Annotated in this window: 20 protein-coding genes; 11 read left to right on the forward strand and 9 right to left on the reverse strand. The window is 66.9% G+C overall.

Going from position 1 to position 20,388, the window contains the following annotated elements; all coding sequences use genetic code 11:
* Nucleotides 1-9 precede the first annotated feature (9 nt).
* Entirely contained in the window at nucleotides 10-2,019 is a 2,010-nt protein-coding gene (locus M1L58_RS15375) for an aconitate hydratase (protein WP_248659533.1), read from the reverse strand.
* 339 nt (nucleotides 2,020-2,358) lie between these two features.
* On the opposite strand from M1L58_RS15375, the gene M1L58_RS15380 reads away from it, so the two are divergent.
* Together M1L58_RS15380 and M1L58_RS15385 are read left to right on the forward strand one after the other, a co-directional pair.
* The gene (locus M1L58_RS15380; RefSeq protein ID WP_248659534.1) at nucleotides 2,359-2,934 is read left to right on the forward strand and encodes a TerD family protein; all 576 of its coding nucleotides are present in this window, start codon (nucleotides 2,359-2,361) and stop codon (nucleotides 2,932-2,934) included.
* A 143-nt stretch (nucleotides 2,935-3,077) separates the two neighbouring features.
* Nucleotides 3,078-4,229: a DUF475 domain-containing protein gene (locus M1L58_RS15385; RefSeq protein WP_248659535.1), complete on the forward strand. Its 1,152-nt coding sequence runs from the start codon at nucleotides 3,078-3,080 to the stop codon at nucleotides 4,227-4,229.
* A gap of 175 nt (nucleotides 4,230-4,404) precedes the next feature.
* Here the strand turns inward: M1L58_RS15385 and M1L58_RS15390 are convergent, their stop codons facing one another.
* From M1L58_RS15390 to M1L58_RS15400, 3 genes are read right to left on the reverse strand one after another with little or no spacing between them, the layout of a single operon-like run.
* Nucleotides 4,405-5,169: an AIM24 family protein gene (locus tag M1L58_RS15390; protein ID WP_074852403.1), complete on the reverse strand. Its 765-nt coding sequence runs from the start codon at nucleotides 5,167-5,169 to the stop codon at nucleotides 4,405-4,407.
* Nucleotides 5,166-5,885: an AIM24 family protein gene (locus M1L58_RS15395; RefSeq protein ID WP_248659536.1), complete on the reverse strand. Its 720-nt coding sequence runs from the start codon at nucleotides 5,883-5,885 to the stop codon at nucleotides 5,166-5,168. Before M1L58_RS15395 ends, M1L58_RS15390 begins: the two co-directional genes overlap by 4 nt.
* Nucleotides 5,886-5,899: 14 nt before the next feature.
* Entirely contained in the window at nucleotides 5,900-6,520 is a 621-nt protein-coding gene (locus tag M1L58_RS15400) for an AIM24 family protein (protein WP_248659537.1), read from the reverse strand.
* A 268-nt stretch (nucleotides 6,521-6,788) separates the two neighbouring features.
* Between M1L58_RS15400 and M1L58_RS15405 the strand changes: the two genes are divergently transcribed.
* The 5 genes from M1L58_RS15405 to M1L58_RS15425 are packed head-to-tail and all read left to right on the forward strand — an operon-like array spanning nucleotide 6,789 to nucleotide 12,457.
* Nucleotides 6,789-7,901 carry a hypothetical protein gene (locus tag M1L58_RS15405; protein WP_248659538.1) on the forward strand — a complete coding sequence of 371 codons (1,113 nt, stop codon included), beginning with the start codon at nucleotides 6,789-6,791 and terminating at the stop codon, nucleotides 7,899-7,901.
* Nucleotides 7,898-9,121, forward strand: coding sequence for an HpcH/HpaI aldolase/citrate lyase family protein (locus tag M1L58_RS15410; RefSeq protein WP_248659539.1), 1,224 nt, complete (start codon nucleotides 7,898-7,900; stop codon nucleotides 9,119-9,121). The genes M1L58_RS15405 and M1L58_RS15410 overlap by 4 nt, the downstream gene beginning before the upstream one ends.
* 41 nt (nucleotides 9,122-9,162) lie before the next feature.
* On the forward strand, nucleotides 9,163-10,467 hold the full coding sequence (locus tag M1L58_RS15415) for a phosphoribosyltransferase family protein (protein ID WP_248659540.1): 1,305 nt from the start codon (nucleotides 9,163-9,165) through the stop codon (nucleotides 10,465-10,467).
* Nucleotides 10,464-11,588 carry a cysteine protease StiP family protein gene (locus tag M1L58_RS15420; RefSeq protein ID WP_248659541.1) on the forward strand — a complete coding sequence of 375 codons (1,125 nt, stop codon included), beginning with the start codon at nucleotides 10,464-10,466 and terminating at the stop codon, nucleotides 11,586-11,588. The genes M1L58_RS15415 and M1L58_RS15420 overlap by 4 nt, the downstream gene beginning before the upstream one ends.
* The gene (locus M1L58_RS15425; protein ID WP_248659542.1) at nucleotides 11,585-12,457 is read left to right on the forward strand and encodes an HAD family hydrolase; all 873 of its coding nucleotides are present in this window, start codon (nucleotides 11,585-11,587) and stop codon (nucleotides 12,455-12,457) included. The genes M1L58_RS15420 and M1L58_RS15425 overlap by 4 nt, the downstream gene beginning before the upstream one ends.
* On the opposite strand, the gene M1L58_RS15430 is transcribed toward M1L58_RS15425, so the two are convergent.
* Entirely contained in the window at nucleotides 12,402-13,145 is a 744-nt protein-coding gene (locus tag M1L58_RS15430) for a response regulator (RefSeq protein WP_248659543.1), read from the reverse strand. The two genes, M1L58_RS15425 and M1L58_RS15430, sit on opposite strands and share 56 nt — an antisense overlap.
* Nucleotides 13,146-13,423: 278 nt before the next feature.
* On the opposite strand from M1L58_RS15430, the gene M1L58_RS15435 reads away from it, so the two are divergent.
* The 4 genes from M1L58_RS15435 to M1L58_RS15450 all read left to right on the forward strand — a co-directional run bounded on the left by M1L58_RS15435 (nucleotide 13,424) and on the right by M1L58_RS15450 (nucleotide 16,747).
* Nucleotides 13,424-14,104: a helix-turn-helix transcriptional regulator gene (locus M1L58_RS15435; protein WP_248659544.1), complete on the forward strand. Its 681-nt coding sequence runs from the start codon at nucleotides 13,424-13,426 to the stop codon at nucleotides 14,102-14,104.
* Between the two features lie 62 nt (nucleotides 14,105-14,166).
* Complete coding sequence (locus M1L58_RS15440; RefSeq protein ID WP_248659545.1) at nucleotides 14,167-14,685, forward strand: hypothetical protein; 519 nt, start codon at nucleotides 14,167-14,169, stop codon at nucleotides 14,683-14,685.
* Nucleotides 14,682-15,296, forward strand: a complete 615-nt coding sequence (locus tag M1L58_RS15445; protein WP_248659546.1) for an SRPBCC family protein — start codon at nucleotides 14,682-14,684, stop codon at nucleotides 15,294-15,296. The genes M1L58_RS15440 and M1L58_RS15445 overlap by 4 nt, the downstream gene beginning before the upstream one ends.
* A 59-nt stretch (nucleotides 15,297-15,355) precedes the next feature.
* Nucleotides 15,356-16,747, forward strand: a complete 1,392-nt coding sequence (locus M1L58_RS15450; protein WP_248659547.1) for an acyl-CoA synthetase — start codon at nucleotides 15,356-15,358, stop codon at nucleotides 16,745-16,747.
* 158 nt (nucleotides 16,748-16,905) lie between these two features.
* Here M1L58_RS15450 and M1L58_RS15455 read toward each other — a convergent pair whose 3' ends face one another.
* The 4 genes from M1L58_RS15455 to M1L58_RS15470 all read right to left on the reverse strand — a co-directional run bounded on the left by M1L58_RS15455 (nucleotide 16,906) and on the right by M1L58_RS15470 (nucleotide 20,264).
* The gene (locus M1L58_RS15455) at nucleotides 16,906-17,493 is read right to left on the reverse strand and encodes an endonuclease domain-containing protein (protein ID WP_248659548.1); all 588 of its coding nucleotides are present in this window, start codon (nucleotides 17,491-17,493) and stop codon (nucleotides 16,906-16,908) included.
* 103 nt (nucleotides 17,494-17,596) lie between these two features.
* Nucleotides 17,597-17,758: a hypothetical protein gene (locus M1L58_RS15460; protein ID WP_248659549.1), complete on the reverse strand. Its 162-nt coding sequence runs from the start codon at nucleotides 17,756-17,758 to the stop codon at nucleotides 17,597-17,599.
* 197 nt (nucleotides 17,759-17,955) lie between these two features.
* On the reverse strand, nucleotides 17,956-19,158 hold the full coding sequence (locus M1L58_RS15465) for an alpha/beta fold hydrolase (RefSeq protein WP_248659550.1): 1,203 nt from the start codon (nucleotides 19,156-19,158) through the stop codon (nucleotides 17,956-17,958).
* Nucleotides 19,155-20,264 carry a homogentisate 1,2-dioxygenase gene (locus M1L58_RS15470; protein WP_248659551.1) on the reverse strand — a complete coding sequence of 370 codons (1,110 nt, stop codon included), beginning with the start codon at nucleotides 20,262-20,264 and terminating at the stop codon, nucleotides 19,155-19,157. Before M1L58_RS15470 ends, M1L58_RS15465 begins: the two co-directional genes overlap by 4 nt.
* Nucleotides 20,265-20,388: the final 124 nt, after the last annotated feature.

Genomic DNA, 20,388 nt, shown 5'->3' on the forward strand with positions numbered 1-20,388 from the left:
GCACCCCCGTCAGCTGATCTCACCGCTGTCCTGCAGCACCGTCTCCTCGGCACGATGTTCGTCCGGATGCTCCTCGGCGGCGAGCCGCGGGATGAGGCCCCCGGCCAGGACATCCGAGACCTGACGCTTCGAGAGTCGATGCCGGACCTCGATTTTGCGGTCCTTGGTGACGTTGCGGACGGTGAGCACGTCGTCGGCGCCGAGCGCGTCGCGCAGGTTCTCCAGCCGCAGGGTGTCGTCCTGGTCGACGGCGTCGTAGTCGGCGGGATCGGTGAATTCGACTGCCAGCACACCGAAGTTCGCGAGATTCTGCCAGTGGATGCGTGCGAACGACTTGGCGATCACCACCCGCAGGCCGAGGTGGCGCGGCGCGATCGCCGCATGCTCGCGTGACGAGCCCTGCCCGTAGTTGTCACCGCCGATGATGATGTGCCCGGTGTCGGCGGATCGTGCTCTCTCGGTGTAGGTGTCGTCGATCCGCGTGAAGCAGAACTCGGCGAGCTTGGGGATGTTCGACCGGTACGGCAACGCTTTCGCACCTGCCGGCGAGATGTCGTCGGTGGAGATGTTGTCGCCGACCTTCAACAGCACCGGCGCCTCGACGACGTCGGGCAGGGCGTCGAGATCCGGCAGGTCGGAGATGTTGGGCCCCTTCACCGGTTCGACCTTCGTCGCCTCCTCCGGCGGTAGCGGCGGGACCAACATCGCGGTGTTGATCGAGTGCTCCTCGGGCAGGCCGAGTTCCGGGTAGGAGACATCGTTGTCGGCAGCCCACTCGCGGGGATCGGTGATCACGCCGGTCAGCGCCGATGCTGCCGCGGTCTCCGGCGAGCACAACCACACCTTGTCGTCCTTGGTGCCCGACCGCCCGGGGAAGTTACGCGGCATGGTTCGCAAGGAGTTCTGACCGGTCGCGGGTGCCTGTCCCATGCCGATGCAACCCATACAACCGGCCTGGTGGATGCGTGCACCGCTGATGACCAGGTTGGTCGTGGCGCCCATCTTGGTGAGGTCGGTGAGGATCTCGCGCGAGGTCGGGTTGATGTCGAAGCTGACACTCGACGACGTCTGCCTCCCCGCCACCATCGCTGCGGCGATCGCGAAGTCGCGGAGACCGGGGTTGGCGCTCGACCCGATGACCACCTGTGAGATCTCCTCGCCGGCGACCTCGCTGACCGGCACGACGTCGCCCGGCGAGGACGGCTTCGCGATCAACGGGACGATCTCGGAGAGGTCGATGGTCTCCTCGGCGTCATAGCTCGCGCCGTCGTCGGCGACCAGCTCGGTCCAGTCGTCTTCGCGACCCTCTGCGCGCAGGAACTCGCGCACCGCGTCGTCGCTGGGGAACACCGTCGTCGTGGCCCCGAGTTCGGCACCCATGTTCGCGATCACGTGGCGATCCATCGCCGTCAGACTCGCCAAGCCGGGACCGTGGTACTCGATGATGCGGTTCACCGCACCCTTCACGTCGTGGCGCCGGAGCATCTCGAGGATCACGTCCTTGGCCGAACACCACGGCGGCAGTTCGCCTTCCAGCCGGACGCCCCAGATCTCGGGCATACGGATGTTCAGCGGGCGACCCGTGATGGCCAGTGCCACTTCGAGTCCGCCGACCCCGATCGCGAGCATCCCGAGTGAACCGGCGGCAGGCGTGTGGGAGTCGGAACCGACCATCGTCTTGCCGGGGGCGCCGAACCGCTGCATGTGAGTGGGATGGGAGACGCCATTGCCGGGCTTGGAGAACCAGAGGCCGAAGCGTTCGCACGCGGTGCGCAGGTACTCGTGATCCTCGGCGTTCTTCTCGTCGGTCTGCAGCAGGTTGTGGTCGACGTACTGGACGCTCACCTCGGTGCGAGCGCGGTCGAGACCCAGCGATTCCAGTTCCTGCATCACCAGCGTGCCGGTGGCGTCCTGGGTGAGGGTCTGATCGATGCGGATCGCGATCTCTTCGCCGGGGGTCATCTCCCCGGCTTCCAGATGGGCTTCGATGAGCTTGCGGGCAACGTTCTGGGCGGGCATCGCACACTCCTGATCGGCTCACGCCCGAGCCATGCATGGCTCGTGGCTGAACCGGAGTCAGAACCTGTCCGCGTCGTCGACGCGGTGACGCGCCAGGCGCTCTCGCTCGGACTGATCCCCATGGTCTCAGCGATGGTCGGCGGACGCCAGGGTCGCGTCGACGTGCGTGCGCCGAACGACTCCTCGGGTGGGTCCGGAAACCGGGAACCCGCAGGTCATCCATCCGACTCAATGACCACGACACACCCTTCGCATAGAGTGTTGACGTTGCTCCGTACGGCCGAACAACGGGTGTACCGGACATCAACAGACCACGTACCAACAGAAAGGCACAATCTCATGGGCGTGAGCCTGAGCAAGGGCGGAAATGTCTCGCTGACCAAGGAGGCCCCGGGACTGACCGCGGTGTCCGTCGGCCTCGGCTGGGACATCCGCACCACCACCGGCGCCGACTTCGACCTGGACGCCAGCGCGATCGCACTCGGCGCCAACAAGAAGGTGCTCTCCGATCAGCACTTCGTCTTCTTCAACAACCTGCGCTCCCCCGACGGCTCGATCGAGCACACCGGTGACAACCTGACCGGTGAGGGCGAAGGCGACGACGAGGTCATCAAGGTCGACCTCGCCGCCGTGCCGCCGGAGGTCGATTCCATCGTCTTCCCCGTGTCGATCTACGACGCCGATGCGCGCTCGCAGTCGTTCGGACAGGTCCGCAACGCATTCATCCGCGTCGTCAACCAGGCCGGCGGCTCCGAGATCGCCCGCTACGATCTCAGCGAGGACGCCTCCACCGAGACCGCGATGGTCTTCGGCGAGCTGTACCGCAACGGTGCGGAGTGGAAGTTCCGCGCCGTCGGCCAGGGCTACGCATCGGGGCTCGCGGGTATCGCCCGCGACTTCGGCGTGAACGTCTGACCCCGGTTTTCGCCGGCTGTCCCGCAGCAGATTCCCGTGGATGCCGCACCTCTCCTAGAGTGGGTGCGGCATCCTCGTGTCTTCACCCTCCGACGTCGCCGTCGGCAGCGGTCCCCTGAACACCTCAGAAAGGCCACCATCCAGTGGTAGTACGAATATTCGGCCTCTCGGTCGTCGTGACGATCGTGTCGCTGATCATCGCATTCCTCTATGGCGGCGTCGAAGCGCTGATCCTGACGGCCATCCTGGGTGTCTTCGAGATCTCACTCTCCTTCGACAACGCGGTCATCAACGCCACGATCCTCCGCCGGATGAGCGAGTTCTGGCAGAAGATCTTCCTCACGATCGGCATCCTGATCGCCGTCTTCGGCATGCGTCTGGTGTTCCCGCTGGTCATCGTGTGGCTCGCATCGGGCCTGAACCCGGTCGAAGCTCTCGACCTGGCACTCAACCCGCCGCCGAACGACGCCGCATACTTCGCCAACGGTGATCCCAGCTACGAGACGATCATCACCGACGCCCACCCGCAGATCGCTGCCTTCGGTGGCATGTTCCTGCTGATGCTGTTCCTGGGCTTCGTCTTCGAACAGAAGGAGATCACCTGGCTGTCGTGGATCGAGCGGCCGCTGGAGAAGATCGGCAAGCTGGAGATGCTCGAGGTCGTCATCGCGATCACTCTCCTCGTGCTCACCGCGACGTACATCGCACCGGCCGACGAGCGGTCGACGGTCATGATCGCCGGCGCACTCGGCATGATCACCTACATCCTGGTCAACGGCCTCGGCGAGTACTTCAACGTCGAGACCGAAGAACACGACGAGGCAGCAGAGCCGGGTACCGACACGGCCGAGAACGCAGCAGTCGAGGAGAACGGCCGAAAGGGCCCGTCGAACCTGGCGAAGGCCACCGGTAAGGCAGGATTCTTCCTGTTCCTCTACCTCGAGGTGCTCGACGCCTCGTTCTCGTTCGACGGCGTCATCGGCGCGTTCGCCATCACCGCCGACCCGATCATCATCGCCCTCGGCCTCGGCCTCATCGGCGCGATGTTCGTCCGTTCGCTCACCGTGTACCTCGTCCGCAAGGGCACGCTCTCGGAGTACGTGTACCTCGAGCACGGCGCGCACTGGGCCATCGGTGCGCTGGCGTTCATCCTGCTGTACTCGATCGGCACCCACGTGCCGGAGATCATCACCGGTCTGATCGGTGTGGCGCTGATCATCGCCGCGTTGATCTCCAGCATCGTTCGCCGAAACCGCCTCGCCGCGAAGGGCGAGGAGGAGAAGGTCGAGGTGTAGCCCTTCGAGGCTCGTCGCTACGCTCCTCGCACCTCAGGGAGCAGAGGTGGGCCGCCGCTCCTCGCACCTCAGGGAGCGGAGGCAGGCACCTCACCCTCGCACGGGAGCGGAGGCACACAAACAACTGCGCCGCAGATCCATTCGGATCTGCGGCGCAGTTGTCGCAGCGGCTGTCTCAGCCCTGGTGCTGCGTGAGCTGCTGACTGATCTGCTGGTTGATCTGTTGCAGGCCGGGCACGGAGAGGCCCGGGAGCTGGCCCTGGATGGTGCGCAGGACCGAGGAGTCGTCGCGCACCTTCTCGCTGGACTGCACCAGAACCGTTCCGGCGCCGGTGAAGTCGAACTGCCGCTCCTCACCTGAGCTCACCCCGAACCGCTGGCCGGCGGCGGCGATGAAGCTGTTGACCCACGCCTGGTCGTAGTGATGGCTCGGGGACGGGCAATCGGACCATCCGACAAGCGCTTCGGGGTCGACACGGACGGGCGGCTCGACGAACATCACCGGCCCGTTCGACGACGCCAGGAACTTGCCCGTGCCGATCAGCGTGAGGAAACCCGGCACGATCGACTGGTTCAGCGACAGATTCGGCTGGAAAGCAAGCAGATTCGAGGCGCGGATGGTGAGGTTGCCGTCCTCGAGGTCGTAGGCGTTGATGTCGTATCCGCGGTCACCGATGATCAGCTTGCCCTGCCCCTCGGCCACCACGTAGTCACCGAGGTACAACGGCGCCGAGAACTGTTGCGCCACCATCTGCAGCAGTTGGCCCTGCAGACCCTGCTGGAGCGAGGTGAACTGCATCTGACCGTAGTAGGCGATCATCGCGCCCTTGGACATGAACCAGGGCTGGGTCAGGTCGATGCAGAACGAGTAGTTGTTGTCCGGAACGTTGTCGTCCGACGGCAGATTCATCGGACTCCACACGGTGTTGAGTTGGCTCACAGCTTCTCCTCCGATGCCTGCACGTACACGATGCCCTGGCCGGTGCACTCCAATTGCATTGCCTCGCCACCGGTCCGGCCGACGTTGCGCCAGCTGACCGTCGACCGCAGGTTGGTGTTGACCTGTCCCGCGGAGCCGACGAAGGCCTGCGGGTCGACGGTGACAGGCGGCTTGTTCGGCGACACCTCGAGTTCGAAAACGCCTCCGTGGCCGAGGACCACGGCAGATCCCGGACCGGAGAGCTGCGTCGTGAACATGCCCTGACCGGTGACGGCGCCGGCCGCCGCCGACCGCAAGGCACCGAAGAGGCCCCCGCCTCCGCCTCCCCCGCCACCGCCGCCCTGGGAGGCCACTGAGACCACCGATGCCTGGAGGTTGGCGCCGTACGCGAGCAGGCGGGAGGCCTCGACGCGGATGGTCCCGCCGACCGCGCCCAGATCGACGACGTGGACCTCGATCCCGAGGAACCCATAATGCACCTCGCCCTGTCCCTGCGCGATCATCGTCGACTCGTGCTCGCCGGCGAGCATGCGACCGGCCATGCCGCCCATCGCACCCAATCCCGGCACGCCGCCGCCCATTCCGGCGCCGGCGATCTGATGCGGCTGGAAGAAGACGTTGCCCTTGTAGAAAAGCATCGCACCCTTGCGGGCGACGATCGGCCCGCTGCGACCGATGTCGACGGACACGACCTTGCTGTTGACCTTGGTGAACATTCGCTACCTCACCCTCACCGCTCGGCCGGTTGGATCGACACGACGCCGGTTCCGTCCCACCTCAGTGAGAACGCCTCGCCGCTGCCCTGTCCCATGACCGAACGCCAGGAGACGTCGGTGACGAAGGACTGGTTCAATTGCCCACGGGCGCAGACGAATGCATCCGGGTCGACGACCAGCGGATACTGCGGCGACACCTCCAGGTGGATCAGGGGGCCGCCGTTGGACAGCAACGCGATCTGGCCGTAACCGCTGACCGTCGTCGTGAACAGGCCCTGGCCCGACGACGCGCCGCGCAGACCCGAGAACGCCACGTTGGTCTGCAGATTGCCGTTGAGCACCATGAGCTGCTGGGACTCGACCTGCAGCGTCTCGTTGTTGAGTTCGATGATCGTCGTCTCGGCCGCGTTGTGGGCGAAGTAGACGATGCCGTTGCCCGAGGCCTCCATGAGTGACAGCGCCTCACCTGTTGCCCGTTGCTTGAGACCCGCGAGCACGCCGTCGCCGCCGCCGAAGCCGGCCGACTTGAACGCGATCTGACCCTCGTAGGCCACCATCGACCCGCTGATCGCGCGGACCGCGGTGTTGTTCAGCCTGGCCTCGACCACGCGTTTGGAGCGTTGTACCAACTGCATTCGACGTGCCTCTCTCGCGCCGCCGGGAGGCCGCCGCTCGGCCACCCTCACGTTTCCCCGACGCCATCCCCGCATCCCGGCAGCGCTGACGCTCGGCACCCACCCCGCCGTCGAGGCGGCTGATCCGCTCAGCCCTGAGTCGGTCGGTCCGGCCTCATACGGAGTTGAAATTAGCCGATAGCATCGAGTCGTGCCCGGAAACTTCGTACGTCGTTGGTTCGGCAACGATTCACGCACGAATTCCGCCTCGCCTGCATCATCGGAACAAATGACAGCGGCCTTCCTGGAGTCCGAATCCGTCCTCGCCGAGATCGATCCCGCGGTCGGTGTGGTGGCCGCCACCGACCCGCGGTCGCAGCTACGCGGAACCTGGTCGGCGATCCGCGAACAACACGCCCAGGTGACCGCCGACTACCTCCAGCTTCTGTCCCCGCCCGAGAGCACACGCGTACGCAAGCAGGACTTCGAACGCGCCACCGAGGCGCTTCGTGGGGTCACGGCGTCGATGCGCGGCTTCGCGGAGGCGAACGCGGGCGCCCTGCAGCGGGCCCGCAACACCATGCAGGCCGCGAACGCCCAGGACCACGAGGCGCGCGTCGCGTCGCATCGGGCGATGACAGCCCTGGAGAACGCCGGTCCCACGATCGGACGGTTGCAGTCGGTCACCAGGGCCACCGACGAACTCGACCGTGCCTTGAGTGTTTTCGAGCGGAGTTCGGGCCTCCGAGACCGGCAGTCGGCCGCTGCGACGGTCATCACGTCGGCACAGCGACTCGAGAACATCCTCGGTGAGGCGCCCGCCTACGCCGACCGTGCCAGTCAGGTCATCCGGTCGGTGGAAACCCGACGCAGCGCCATCGCCACCCGCAGTGCCCACGTTCCCGACACCCTTTCTCAGTTGCGTCGTGAGTTCAGCGCGGACTGTTCAACGGACCTGCAGCGCACCGAGACCGTCGTCGACGAGCGCCTGGCCCATGCGGATACGGCGATCTCGGCGGCGCGCAGGATGCTCGGCGATGCCCCCGACCAGGCGATCGGTCAGGCCGACGCCGCGCGGGACGACCTGTCTGTCGCCGAGGCCGCCGTGGACGCCGTCCTGGATCGGCTACGTGTGCTGCGCGAGGTGCGCGCCGATCCGCAGGGTGCCGAGCAGCGTGTGCGATTCCGCCTCCGCGACGCCCAGCTCTTCGCGGTGAACCATTCCCTGGTTGACGAATGGGGCTCGGTACTCGATGCTCAGGCCGACCGGATCGAGCGTGCAATGGGGGACCTCGATCGCGTCCACCCCGACTACTGGGGATATCTGACCCAGTTACGGGCCGTGGACGAACGGATCAGCGAGATCGTTTCCCGGATGAGAGGACAGGTGGCCGCCAGATGACCACCACGGCACGCCACGACGAGGCCGGGCTCGAACCCGGAACAATCCGGCATTTTGACCATTTGGGACTCGGGTCGCGCGAACAGCTGTTCTTTCGGCATCCGGAGCCGATCGATCGCACCTGGCCCGCACAGAGGCTGGCGATCGCTCTGGGCGCCACGCTCTACGTACCCGCCACCCGCCCCGATCTCGCCGACGTCATTCGTAAGCGGCGTGCCGAGGGCGTGATCTCGATGGTCATCGATCTCGAGGACGCGATCGCCGACCATGAGGAGGCGGACGCCATCGATCACGCGGTCGCGGCACTCCGCGACATCGCGGACAAGCCCGGCGATCCGATGCTCTTGTTCGTCCGCCCGCGTTCGGCCGACCGCATCATGCGCATCGCCACCGCCCTCGACGCCGGCGCGCCATCCGCGCTGACCGGTTTCGTGATCCCGAAGTTCAACTGCGCCAACGCCGAAGAGGCTTTGCAGGCGGTCACCCAAGCGAGTGAGCTGCTCGGTCAGCACCTGTGGATGATGCCCGTCCTGGAATCCGCGGCGGTGGTGCATCGCGAGACACGAGACGAGGAACTGACCTCCTTGGCCGCACTCCTGAGTGCACACCGCGCCAACGTCCTCGCCGTCCGGATCGGTGCCACCGACATCTGCGGCTACTTCGGGATCCGACGCGACCGCGACCTCACCATCTACGACGTCCGGGTTGCCGCCGACGTGATCGCGGGCATAGTCAACCACCTCGGACGCAGCGACGAGTCCGGTTTCATCGTGACCGGACCGGTGTGGGAGTACTTCGCCGACCATGAGCGCATGTTCCAGCCGACGTTGCGCCACACACCTTTTCGGGAGAGTGACGCGGTGTACTTCCGGCAGCAGCTGGTCAGCCGGGACATGGACGGCCTGTTGCGTGAGATCACACTCGACCGCGCCAACGGGCTGCACGGCAAGACGGTGATCCATCCCGCCCACGTCGCGGCAGTGCACGCGCTGTCCGCGGTGACGCATGAGGAGTACCACGACGCGCTCGACATCCTCACCGGGGAAGCCGGTGGTGTGCGGGCGTCGTCGTATCGAAACAAAATGAACGAGCTGAAACCGCACCGGAATTGGGCGCTACGGGTGATGGACCGGGCGGCGGCCTTCGGCGTGACCCGCCAGGGCGTCGGTTTCGTCGATCTCCTGACCGCCCTCGCCACCCCGGGATCGGCCGCCCGGTGAACAAGCATGCCGTGGTCGGGGACGCAGTGAACGGGAACGCAGTGAGCTCCAACGAGATCGACCGTCAGCCGGATTGGGTCACCACCCGATTCGGCGTCACCGTGGCGTCCGACGACACCGGATACGCCGGACACTCGCTACGCGATCTGGTCGTACTCGGCCTGCGTCACAACAAACGCCGCGCCCATCTCCTGGTCTCGACCGTGCTCGGCAAACACATCCCCACTCCCCCGCACGTGGTGCGCGGTGCCGCCGACGATCTCGGCGCGGCCGTCATCGAGCAGATCGGTGCCGATGCCGCCCGGAACGCCATCGTCTTCGGTTTCGCCGAAACCGCGACCGGGCTCGGACATTGTGTCGCCCAGCGGATCTCCGCGTCCCGCTATCTGCACTCGACGCGGCGACAGCTGCCCGGCACGGTCGTGTCGGGAACCTTCGAAGAAGGGCACTCACACGCCACGACCCACCTGCTGCAACCCAGCGATCCGGCGTTCCTCGACGCCACAACCCCGGGAGAGACACTGATCCTCGTCGATGACGAGATCTCCACCGGCACGACGGCACTGGGTGCGATCGAGACGATCGTCGTGACACGGCCGCGCACGCGGTTCGTCGTCGCTTCGCTCGTCGACATGCGCAGCGCAGGCCAGCGAGCCGAGTGCGCCAAGGCCGCCGCCGACCTCGGCGTGGAGATCTCGTACGTCGCGCTGGCGCATGGCTCGGTCAGGCTACCGCCCACTCTGCTCGACGACGTGTGGCAGCTGAACTCGGACGCGTTGAATCCCATTGCACCGGAACGCGCCGACGTCACCACGATCACCCTCGACTGGCCGGAGGGAACACCGGACGGCGGCCGCCACGGATTCGAACGATCCGATGCGGGGCCCTTCCACGACGCGACCGAGACCGCCGCCGCGGCGATCGCCGATCGACTCGACCCACGACGCCCCGTCGTCGTGATCGGCCATGAGGAGCTGATGTACGCACCGCTGTGCATCGCGGAGAGCCTCGAGCAGCGTGGTTTCGTGACCGGCTATCAGACGACGACCCGGTCACCTGCCCAGGTCCACGACGTTCCCGGTTACCCGCTGCGTCGCGGATTCCGTTTCGTCGCACCCGAGACCGATCCGGAGACGCCGCGCTACATCTACAACGTGTCGTCGGAGGCCCTGCCGGATCCCCAGGCCGTGGTCGTGGTGGACACCCCGGCCGACACCCCCGAACTGCGCGAAGGCGGCGGCCTCCTGGACGTTCTCACCGCGGCCGGGCATCCCGTGACGCTGGCGATCCTCCCGGCGACGGACCAGGCGCGGCTGCGCGAATCCCGGGAGGCGGCGCGCCGATGACCGTCACGACCACTCCCCCGCTCCGCGGTCCCGACTTCGGTTCCTACGCACCGGAGGAGGTGACGTGGCTGCTCAAGGACCTCTCCGACATCGCGCTCGAAGGTGACCTGCACGAGCGGGAGCGTCGAATCCAATCGGGGAAAGCGCACTACGCCGAGTCCCTGCCGATCGAGTACCAGCCCGGTCGCGAGTACCAGGACCTTTTCCACGCGACCCTACGGTCGTCGGCGCAACGACTCGCCGAGGCCGTCGGCGTGGTCTCCGAACTCATTCTCGCCGAACGCCATTCGGCGCCGACGCTGGTGTCGCTCGCCCGCGCCGGCACGCCGGTCGGCATCCTGATCCGCCGGTGGATGCAGACGATCCACGGGATCGAACCCCAGCACTACACCATCTCCATCGTGCGCGATCGCGGGATCGACACGGTCGCACTGGATCACATCGTGCAACAGCATCCCGCGGAGTCGGTCGTCTTCGTCGACGGCTGGACCGGCAAGGGCGCGATCCAGCGCGAACTCACCGCGGCCCTGACCGATTACGCTCGGCTCCCCGGTCGCCCCCGGTTGCACGACGAACTGGCCGTACTCGCCGATCCCGGCTCCTGTACCACTCTCTACGGCACCCGCGACGATTTCCTCATCGCCTCGGCATGCCTGAACTCCACCGTGTCGGGCCTGGTGTCGCGCACGGTCCTCAACGCCGACCACATCGGCCCGGGAGAGTTCCACGGCGCCAAGTTCTATCGGCACCTGGCCGAGTTCGACGTCTCCGGACAGATGCTCGACGCGGTCAGCGCCGAGTTCCCGGCGGTCGCCGACCGGGTCGGCGCCATCCTGGCCGCGATGACGACGGAGCAGCGGACAACGACCTGGTCGGGCTGGCGGTCGGTCGAACAGATCCAGCTCGACTACGGCCTGTCATCGATCAACCTGGTCAAACCCGGCGTCGGCGAGACGACCCGCGTGCTGTTGCGTCGGGTCCCGTGGCGCGTCCTGGTCCGCGCCGACGACCTGCCCGAGCACCGCCACATCCGGCTGCTCGCCGCCGAACGCGGAGTGCCGGTGGAGGTCTCATCCGATCTCGCCTACTCGTGCGTCGGGTTGATCAAGGAGGACGCGTGAGCGTGCTCGTCGCCACCGACCTCGACCGGACGATGATCTACTCGCAGGCCGCCATGGGCGAGGCGCAGTTCGCAGCGCTCGACACCGTATGCGTCGAGATCTACCGTGACGCCCCGCTGTCGTACATGACGACCACTGCCGTCGAACTCCTCGCGCGTCTCGCCGACGAGGTGCCGGTGATTCCGACGACCACCCGGACGCCGGCCCAGTACGAACGGATCGCGCTGCCCGGCAGCCCCTTCCGGTACGCCGTGGCGAGCAACGGCGGACGCATCCTCGTCGACGGGGCCGACGACCCGGGCTGGCGCCGCCACGTCGAACGTTCGGTGTCCGAATCCGGCTCCGACCTCGACGAGGTGCTCGCCGAACTGCGCACCCGCCTCGATGATTCGTGGGTGCAGTCGCTGCGCGTCGCCGACGACCTGTTCTGTTACCTCGTCGTCGAACCGATCTCGCAGCCGGACGACTTCCTCCCCGCGTGGCAGGACTGGTGCGCGGCGCGGGGCTGGACGGCGTCGCAGCAGGGCCGCAAGATCTATGCGACGCCCCGGTCGGTCACCAAGTCGGCGGCGATCGCCGAGGTGCGTCGACGGCTCGTCGACGATGGGACGATTTCAGCGGACGCGGAGCTGTGCGCGGCCGGCGACGGCTGGCTCGACACCGATCTCCTCGAGGCGGCCGACCACGCGATCCGACCCCGGCACGGTGAACTGGACCTGCTCGGCTGGTCGACGCCCGGACTGTCCGTCACCGCCGAGACCGGAGCTCTCGCGGGTGTGGAGATCCTCGAGTGGTTCCACGACCGCTGTTCGGTCAGGACGGCATCGGACCCAGGACGTCCGGATGTCCGTGCCGTCGGCACCAGCTGATCAGGTAGCGCGCGTGCAGACCACACCAGCGGTAGACGGCGGCCTGCGTCATCGGAGACGACAGCGGCTGCTCGCCGCGTTCCTCGATGATCGGGCCGAGGTAGTGACTGGTCACCTTGTTCGCCGTGTTGGGTGAGACCTTCGCCGCCAGCGCCAGGCTCGCGCCGTCGGACGCGTTGCCCGAGGCGATCGCCCCCGCCAGCCGCCCCGCGGTGTGACCGCGCCGGCCGGTGAACAGTTCGTAGAGCGGCTTCCGGCGCGGCGGTCCCGGCTTCTCGGCCACCCCCTGACCCAACGCCACCGCACGCACGGCGCTCATCAGGACCGCGAAGCCGTCGGACTTCGCGATCACGCCCGCGACCTCGTCCCGCAACCGGGCCTCGTCGAGATGGTCGTGTTCGAGTCCGTGCCCCTGGGTAGCGAGGATGACCGGCGCCTGGCGGTCGTGTTTGTTCAGGGCGTCGATGGCGTCGAGTCCGTCGAAGCGCCATTCCAGGTCGGGCCGGTTCCAGATGAGGTCCGCTATGACAACGTCGAACCGGACGTGGCCGGCAACCGAGCGGGTGAACTCGTCGTCGCTCGTCGCCACCGTGACGACGGCGTGCTCGAGTGCGCCCTGGAGGGGGCCTGCCACGACGTGACCGAGCGGGGAGGCAACCAGCACTCGCAGACGGTTCGGCACGTGCATGATTTTGCCTGATATTGATCATTCGTGCGTGATCACGCATTGATTGGAGTCATTCGGGCTAATTATCGCTCGAATACTCATTAATCAGGCCGTAAAGACCATGACTTATCGACAAATGTTCGTAACTCTAGACAAGTAGACGTTGAGAGCAGTTCATCTCTCCGCCTGACAACCGATCGCGAGCAAGGTCGATCACGGCTCCATCATGCCGCCGGATCGAGAGAATCGGCGGCATTCGGGACCGCAAGCAGGATTCTGCCGACAGGAGGACGGTACCGATGTCAGCCCCTCTGGACGAGCTGCACCGCCCGCACGAAACAACGCCTCAGCCCAATGTGTCCCGTTTCAATTCGGTCGGCCGGGCGGCACCGCAACCCGCCGGCCCGCACTCGCATCTCAAACGCCTCGCCGCCGTGGTCGCCGAAGGGGATCTGTTCGACGCCGCCCTGGTGGCCCTCATCGAGGGGGCCGGTTACGGGGCCACGCTTGTCGGGCCCACGCAGCTCCCCTACCTGCGCAACCCCGCCGTCCTCCTTGTTCGGTCGCCGGGCTCGCTCGCGCTGGTGCGACGGGCACCGATGCTGCGCGGTGTGCGCGTCGTCGTCCTCGGCGACGGGATCGCCTCTCGCGACCACATCCGCATCTCCCCCCGCTCGCCCGTCGCCGAATCCGCACTGCGCCAAGCCCTCGCCGCGATCATCGGCCCGCCCGATCAGCAACCGGCCCCGCCCGCGCCCGCCAACCGCGTGCGGGTGACCGAACGCGAACGCGAGATCCTGCAGACCTACACCCTCGGCGCGACCCTGCGCGAGACATCGCAGGCGCATCAGATCGCGGAGAGCACCGTCCGCGAGCACTACCGTCGTGTCGTGCGTCGCTATGAGGAAGCCGGGCGGCCCATCGGCAACAAGGCCCAGCTCCTCCTCGAGTTCATGGCCGACGGCTGGGTTCGCCCTTGAAACGTCCTGGTCGGGGACCTAGTACTCACGACGCCGCGTCGTCGGGCGCGCAGACTCGACGTATGAGGTCGACACCGGTCCTCCGCCGCCCGCTCAACCTGGCTGCCCGATACCGACGTACTTGGGCCGCAGCAGTGCTGACTGTCGTCGAGATGCTCGTCGCCTACCAGGCGATCAACGGTGGTCTGGCGCTCGCCGACGACCAGTGGCAGATGCCCCGGGAGTGGCTGCACAACACGCCGTTCGACACCTGGACCGGCCCCGGCCTCGTCCTCATCGCGGCGATCGGCGTGCCACATGCGCTCGCCGCACTGGCCGTCGTCCTCCTGCCCGTCGACGCCCGGATCGGCATCCTCGGCGGTCTGCTGGCCGGCACGTCGTTGGTGGCCTGGATCGGCATCCAGATCGCGCTGCTCCAGATCTTCTTCTTCCTGCAACCGGTCATCGTCGTTCTCGGAATCGTCGAGATCTGCCTGGCTGTTCTCTGGCGGCGCGCGCTGGCGCGTCATCCGGCACCTCCCCCCGACGACCCATTTCCGACTCGCCCGCTGTCCGCCGCGTCGAACCGGGATCGGAAATGAGGAGCGGCCCGATCATCGCCGGCCTGTTGGCCGCCGTCGCGTCCTCCGCCGCGTACTACGCCTGGGTTCGGCCGTGGGTGATGACCTGGGGAGCGACGGACGAGGAGGTCGCCGCAACACTCCCCGGCGACGAGTTGCTGCCCGACGCCGACGGGGTGGCCACGCGGGCGATCACGATCGACGCACCGCCCGAGGCGATCTATCCGTGGCTGGCCCAGATGGGTCCGTTCCCGCGGGGTGGCGCCTACACCTACGACTGGATCGAGAACCTGCTCGGAATCGACATGCACAGCACAGACCGGGTGCTCGAGGAGTTCCAGCATCCGACCGTCGGCGAGACCATCGGCGTCGGTCCCGAGGCCTCCCGCATCGAGATCGCCGACCCCGACCGCGCTTTCGTCACCCGGACCGCCGACGGTGATTGGGTGTGGTCGTTCACGCTGGTCCCCGACGGCGACTCGACACGGCTGATCAGCCGCAACCGATTCCGGCTGACCGGGCTGGGCAAGAAACTGGCGATGATCCCGATGGAACCCGGGTCGCTGATCATGGAACGCAAGATGCTCCACGGGATCAAGGAACGGGCCGAGGCTCTCGCATACGCCCGGTGACACGACGCAGGTCACGTCGGGTCCACGGCACAACCCGGCGATCGTGGCACAGTGAGAGAGTGCTCCTGCCGACGTTGACCCCCACTGCCCCGGACGATCCCGAAGTCATCCGGATAGGTGAGGATCGTCTGTCGCGGGAAGACCTGGTCGGTGCCGCCACCGCTGTGGCAGAACGGATCGCCGGGGCGCGCAGCGTCGCGGTCCTGGCGCAGCCGACGGTCGAGACCGTTCTCGCGGTGGTCGGCGGCCTGATCGCCGGCGTGCCGGTGGTCCCCGTGCCGCCCGACTCCGGCCCGCGCGAATTCGCCCACATCCTGGCCGATTCCGGCGCACAGGCCTGGCTGGGACACGGACCCGCCGACACCACGCTGCCGGTGGTCCCGGTTCGTCGCTACGCGAAGTCATGGCATCGGCACCCCGAACCCCACGCCGATTCGACGGCGATGATCCTCTACACCTCCGGCACCACCGGTCTCCCGAAAGGCGTGCCGATCACCCGTCAGGCCATCGCCGAGGGGCTCGACGCACTCGCCGACGCCTGGCTGTGGACCGCCGATGACACACTCGCCCACGGCCTTCCGCTCTTCCACGTCCACGGGCTCATCCTCGGCGTCCTCGGGCCGCTCCGACGAGGCGGCCGGTTGATCCACACCGAGAAGCCGACCGCGGCAGGTTACGCCGCCGCGGCCGAAGCCGGTGCGTCGATGTTCTTCGGCGTCCCGACCGTATGGAGCCGCGTCGGCGCCGAGCCCGAAGCAGCCCGAACACTGTCCAGCGCACGCATTCTCGTGTCCGGTAGTGCTCCCCTCCCGGTTCCCGTCTTCGACCGCGTCCGTGAACTCACCGGTCACGAGATCGTCGAACGCTACGGAATGACCGAAACCCTCATCACCGTCAGCACCCGGGTCGACGGTGAGCGTCGCCCTGGCTGGGTCGGACTCCCACTCGTCGGGGTCGAGACCCGGCTTCGCGAGGGCGACGCCGACGTGCCCCACGACGGCGAATCCGTCGGCGACCTCCACGTCCGCGGACCGATGATGGCGTCGCACTACCTCAACCGCCCCGACGCGACCGCCGAATCCTGGCTCGACGACGGCTTCTTCGCCACCGGCGACGTCGCCGTCATCGACCCGGACGGCATGCATCGCATCGTCGGACGCCGGTCCACCGACCTCATCAGATCCGGCGGCTTCCGGATCGGGGCGGGCGAAATCGAGACCGTGCTCCTCGCGCACCCGGCCGTCCGGGAGGCCGCCGTGATCGGCGTCCCCGACGACTACCTCGGCCAGCGGATCGTCGCCTACGTGGTGGCCGACGAGGTCGCCGACACCGAGCTCATCGAATTCGTCGCCGGCGAGCTGTCGAACCACAAACGCCCCCGCGAGATCCGGTTCGTCGACTCACTCCCCCGCAACGCCATGGGCAAGGTGCAGAAGAAGCTGCTCGGCTGAGTCGGTGCGGGCTGCTGCCCGCTGCCCCGCGTTGTCCTGTGCTGCCCTGGCGCTGAAAAGCGCCCCTGGGAAGCGCCCTCTGTGGCTGCGCCGGCGACATAGTGTCGTCGGGCAGGCTGTGGAGGGCGGAAATCAGGGGCGGTTTTCGGGGTCGGATTTCAGGGCCGGTTTCCGGACGCCGCCCGATTGCGGTGGTAGCCCTTTCGGACCGCGGCGGCGATGTCGGCGTAGGTGGTCTCCCAGTGGCCGAACACCTGCGCGTAGGTGAGTCGCATCGGTAGGTAGCCCAGCGGGATGAGTTTGCGGGACCGGACCCGGTCGCGTTCATAATCCTCCTCCGCGGTGTGGTGGGCCCGGCTGTCGAGTTCGATCGCGAGTCGATCCCCGACGAGCAGGTCAATCCAACCGACGCCGGGTACGTGATGCTGCACCTCGACGCGTAATCCGGCACTCTTCAGCCTCAGACGTGCCGCCGTCTCGGTTCCCGACGCTGCGAGCCGGTTGCACTTCTCGATCGCGTTCCTGATCGAGAGCGGGGCGAGTCGGAAATCGGCTCGGAGGTCGTCGATGCTCAACTTGCCGTGATGAAGTGCGGCGTCGCACAGGATGACGAAGCCCTCCTCATCGAAGCACCGTGCGGCGTACTGCAGGGCAGTCGCGACATCGTCGACGGCTGCCGGGGCGGGAGTCGGTCTACCGTGGCGTCGGCAACGGTCGGGTGACCGACGACGTTCGTACCGCGTCACGCGCGCATGGGACTCGACGGGATGGTCGGGAATCCACAACCCGTGTCGTCGAAGGGCGCTCGCGCACGAGACGACGGCGTGGTCGGCAACCGCCGCGACGATCTCAGGGTCGGCGTCGGGAACCCGGAACCATCCGTGCCGAATACGGTGGATCGCACCGGATTCGACGGCGCGTCCTAATATCCGGCGTGGTCTCTCCGGATTCCAGCAGCTGGCGGGTCGACACCACACCCCCGAAGCGCTCGATGAGCTGGTCGTAGTCCATCGACCCAGTGTCGAGTGTCGGGGACCCGACAGAGCGCGGCGTCGTCGAGCTGTGGATAACGCGACTGAAAACCGCCCCTGAGATCAACCCTCCACAACCGACCCGATGACACTATGTCGCCGGCCTCGCTACAGAGGGCGCATCCCAGGGGCGGTTCTCAGGGGCGCATTTCAGGGGCGGTTCTCAGAGCCCGGAGATCAGTTCGCCCAACCCCGCTCACCCAGCCAGCCGGTGATGATCCCGACCGCCTCTTTGAGGTGCGGTATCTGCTCGCGGCCCGAATAGTAGTGCGTCGCACCGGTGATCGTGTGGAGCGTCTTGTCCGGGTGGCCGACGGCGTCGAACAGGCGGTGGGTGTGGCTGGGGGTGCACGCGTTGTCGGCGGAGTTGCCGATGACGAGGGTCGGGACCTCGAGGTCGGCGGCGCAACGGGGACCGTCGCCGTGGGCGTCGTCGTAACTCCACTGCGACAACCAGCTTCGCAGCGTCGTGAAGCGCGCGAGACCGACGGGCCCCATGTTGACGATGCGCGGATCGCCCAGGTAACAGCCGAGTTTGCGGTCGCTCGGGTCAACGGAAAGGTCGAGCCATCGAGGGTCGGCCATGGTGCCGTGGACGATGAACCCACGCTCCATCAGCGGCTCGTCGCGGCCGCGGAGGTCGGCGAGCTGTTCCTTGACCCACGCGGTGATCCGACGGTTGCGATCGATCTGCGCGGCGCGGTACCGCTCCAGGAACTCCGCGGTGTACGGCGGCTGGTTCGGGTTGGCCGGGTTGTAGAGATCGAGCTCGGGATCGCGCTTCTCCGGGTCGTTCTCGTCGAGGATCGACGGATCCATCCACTCGGTCAGCGTCCCGTGCCGCGACACGTGGGCGGCGAGGAGCATCATGCCGTCCGCGGCCGGGAGATCGAGCTGGGTGAGGTCCGGCGGTTCGCCGGCCGGGCTCTCGGTGACCGTCGCATGCTGCGCCTGCTGCTGGTAGTACAGCGACAGCGCGCCGCCACCGCTCCAGCCGGCGAGGATCACCTTCTCGTAGCCGAGTCGTTCCTTGGCGTCCTTCACGCAGGCACCGAGATCCTGGACGACCTTCTCCATGATCAGGGCACTGTCGACGCCGCGATACCGGCTGTTGCAGTAGATGACGTGATGGCCGGCGCGGGCCAGCGCATTCGTCATCGGCAGGTAGGCGCCGCCGCCGATCGGATGCATGAAGATGATGACGTTCTTCGACGGCACGCCGACCGGCTTCAGGAGGTAGCTCTCGAGGACGACGCTCTCGGTGACGCCACCGTAGGTGTCCTTGTAGGCCGAGGTTTCGTCGAAGACGACGAGGTAGGGAATGCGCTCGTATTCGTGGCGCGGCAACGTATTCGCCGTATTCGTGGTCGCCGACGTCATACCTGTGCCCCTTCCTGGACCTCGGCCTGCGCCGACTCGGTCATGACCGGCGTCGCGATGAGACGACGACGTGTGTCGATTGCGATGACCTTCCACTCGACGCGCTCGAACTCGTCGAACTTTCGGCGCGACCGTTCGCGGGCCCGTTCCGGGATGCCGTGGTGAATGCCCTGCGGCGCATGGGAGATCAGGCCGGCAGGCATGCCGATCCCGAACATGCTGCCGCCGTGGAAGAACGCGATCTCGTCGAAGTCGGTGTTGCGGTGGTACCAGGGCAGGCGCTCGGCGCCCCTGCGGGCCTCGGCCGGTCGCGGCAGGAAGTTCATCACGTACACGCCGGTGGCCTGCATGAACAGGTGCACGGTCGGCGGCAGGTGCACCGACTCCGAGGTGATGACGTCATAGTCCTCGATGTTGAACGTGAACGGGAACAGGTCCCCGCGCCAGCCCTCGACGTCGAGCGGGTGGAAGGGATAGAACAGCGTCGTCTGTCCCTCACGCTGACGGAAACGGACCTCGTACTCTTCGCGTCCGTCACCCTCGAAGACCTCGGCTTCCGGGACACCGACCAGCGACGAATCGAACGGGAAGAACCGTCCGAGCACGCCCGGCTCCGGAACCCGGTACTCGTCGACCGCCTCGATGATCAGCAGCAGCGACTGGTCGTCGGGGATCTGCCGATACGTGCATCCCTTGGGGATGTAGACGTAGTCGCCCGGGCGGTAGGACAACCGGCCGAACTCGGTCTCGAAGTAGCCGCTGCCCTCGTGGACGAAGATCAGTTCGTCGCCGTCGACCGGACGGAACCAGAACGGTGCGGCCTCTCCTCGGCGACTCAGCGAGATGCGGCAGTCGTCGTTGTAGAACATCAGCAGCGGCTCACCCGAGGGGTCGATCTGATCGGTCGGGGTGAGCTCGGTGACGAAGCGGTCGACGCCGGTGTGGGTACCGACCGCGCGGAACTGGGTCGGGTCGTTGCGCCGGTAGAGGTGCGCCGTGCGACCGGTGAACTCGTACCGTCCGAGCTCATCGTCCTTGAGGTCCTCGACGTCACGGTGGACCTGTCGCGGCGTGCGACCTTTCCGGTGCTGGATGAACGATTCCACTGGCTGACTCCTGTGTGAGTGTTCGGGAGAGGACGAGCAGGCGCGATCGGTCCGGCGGGAACACCGGTGGTTCCCGTAGAACTTTTCTGATGCTAGATTCAGGTTCAGAATATGACAAGGACCA

The sequence above is a fragment of the Gordonia sp. C13 genome (assembly GCF_023218005.1).
GTDB classification, from domain to species: Bacteria; Actinomycetota; Actinomycetes; order Mycobacteriales; family Mycobacteriaceae; genus Gordonia; species Gordonia namibiensis.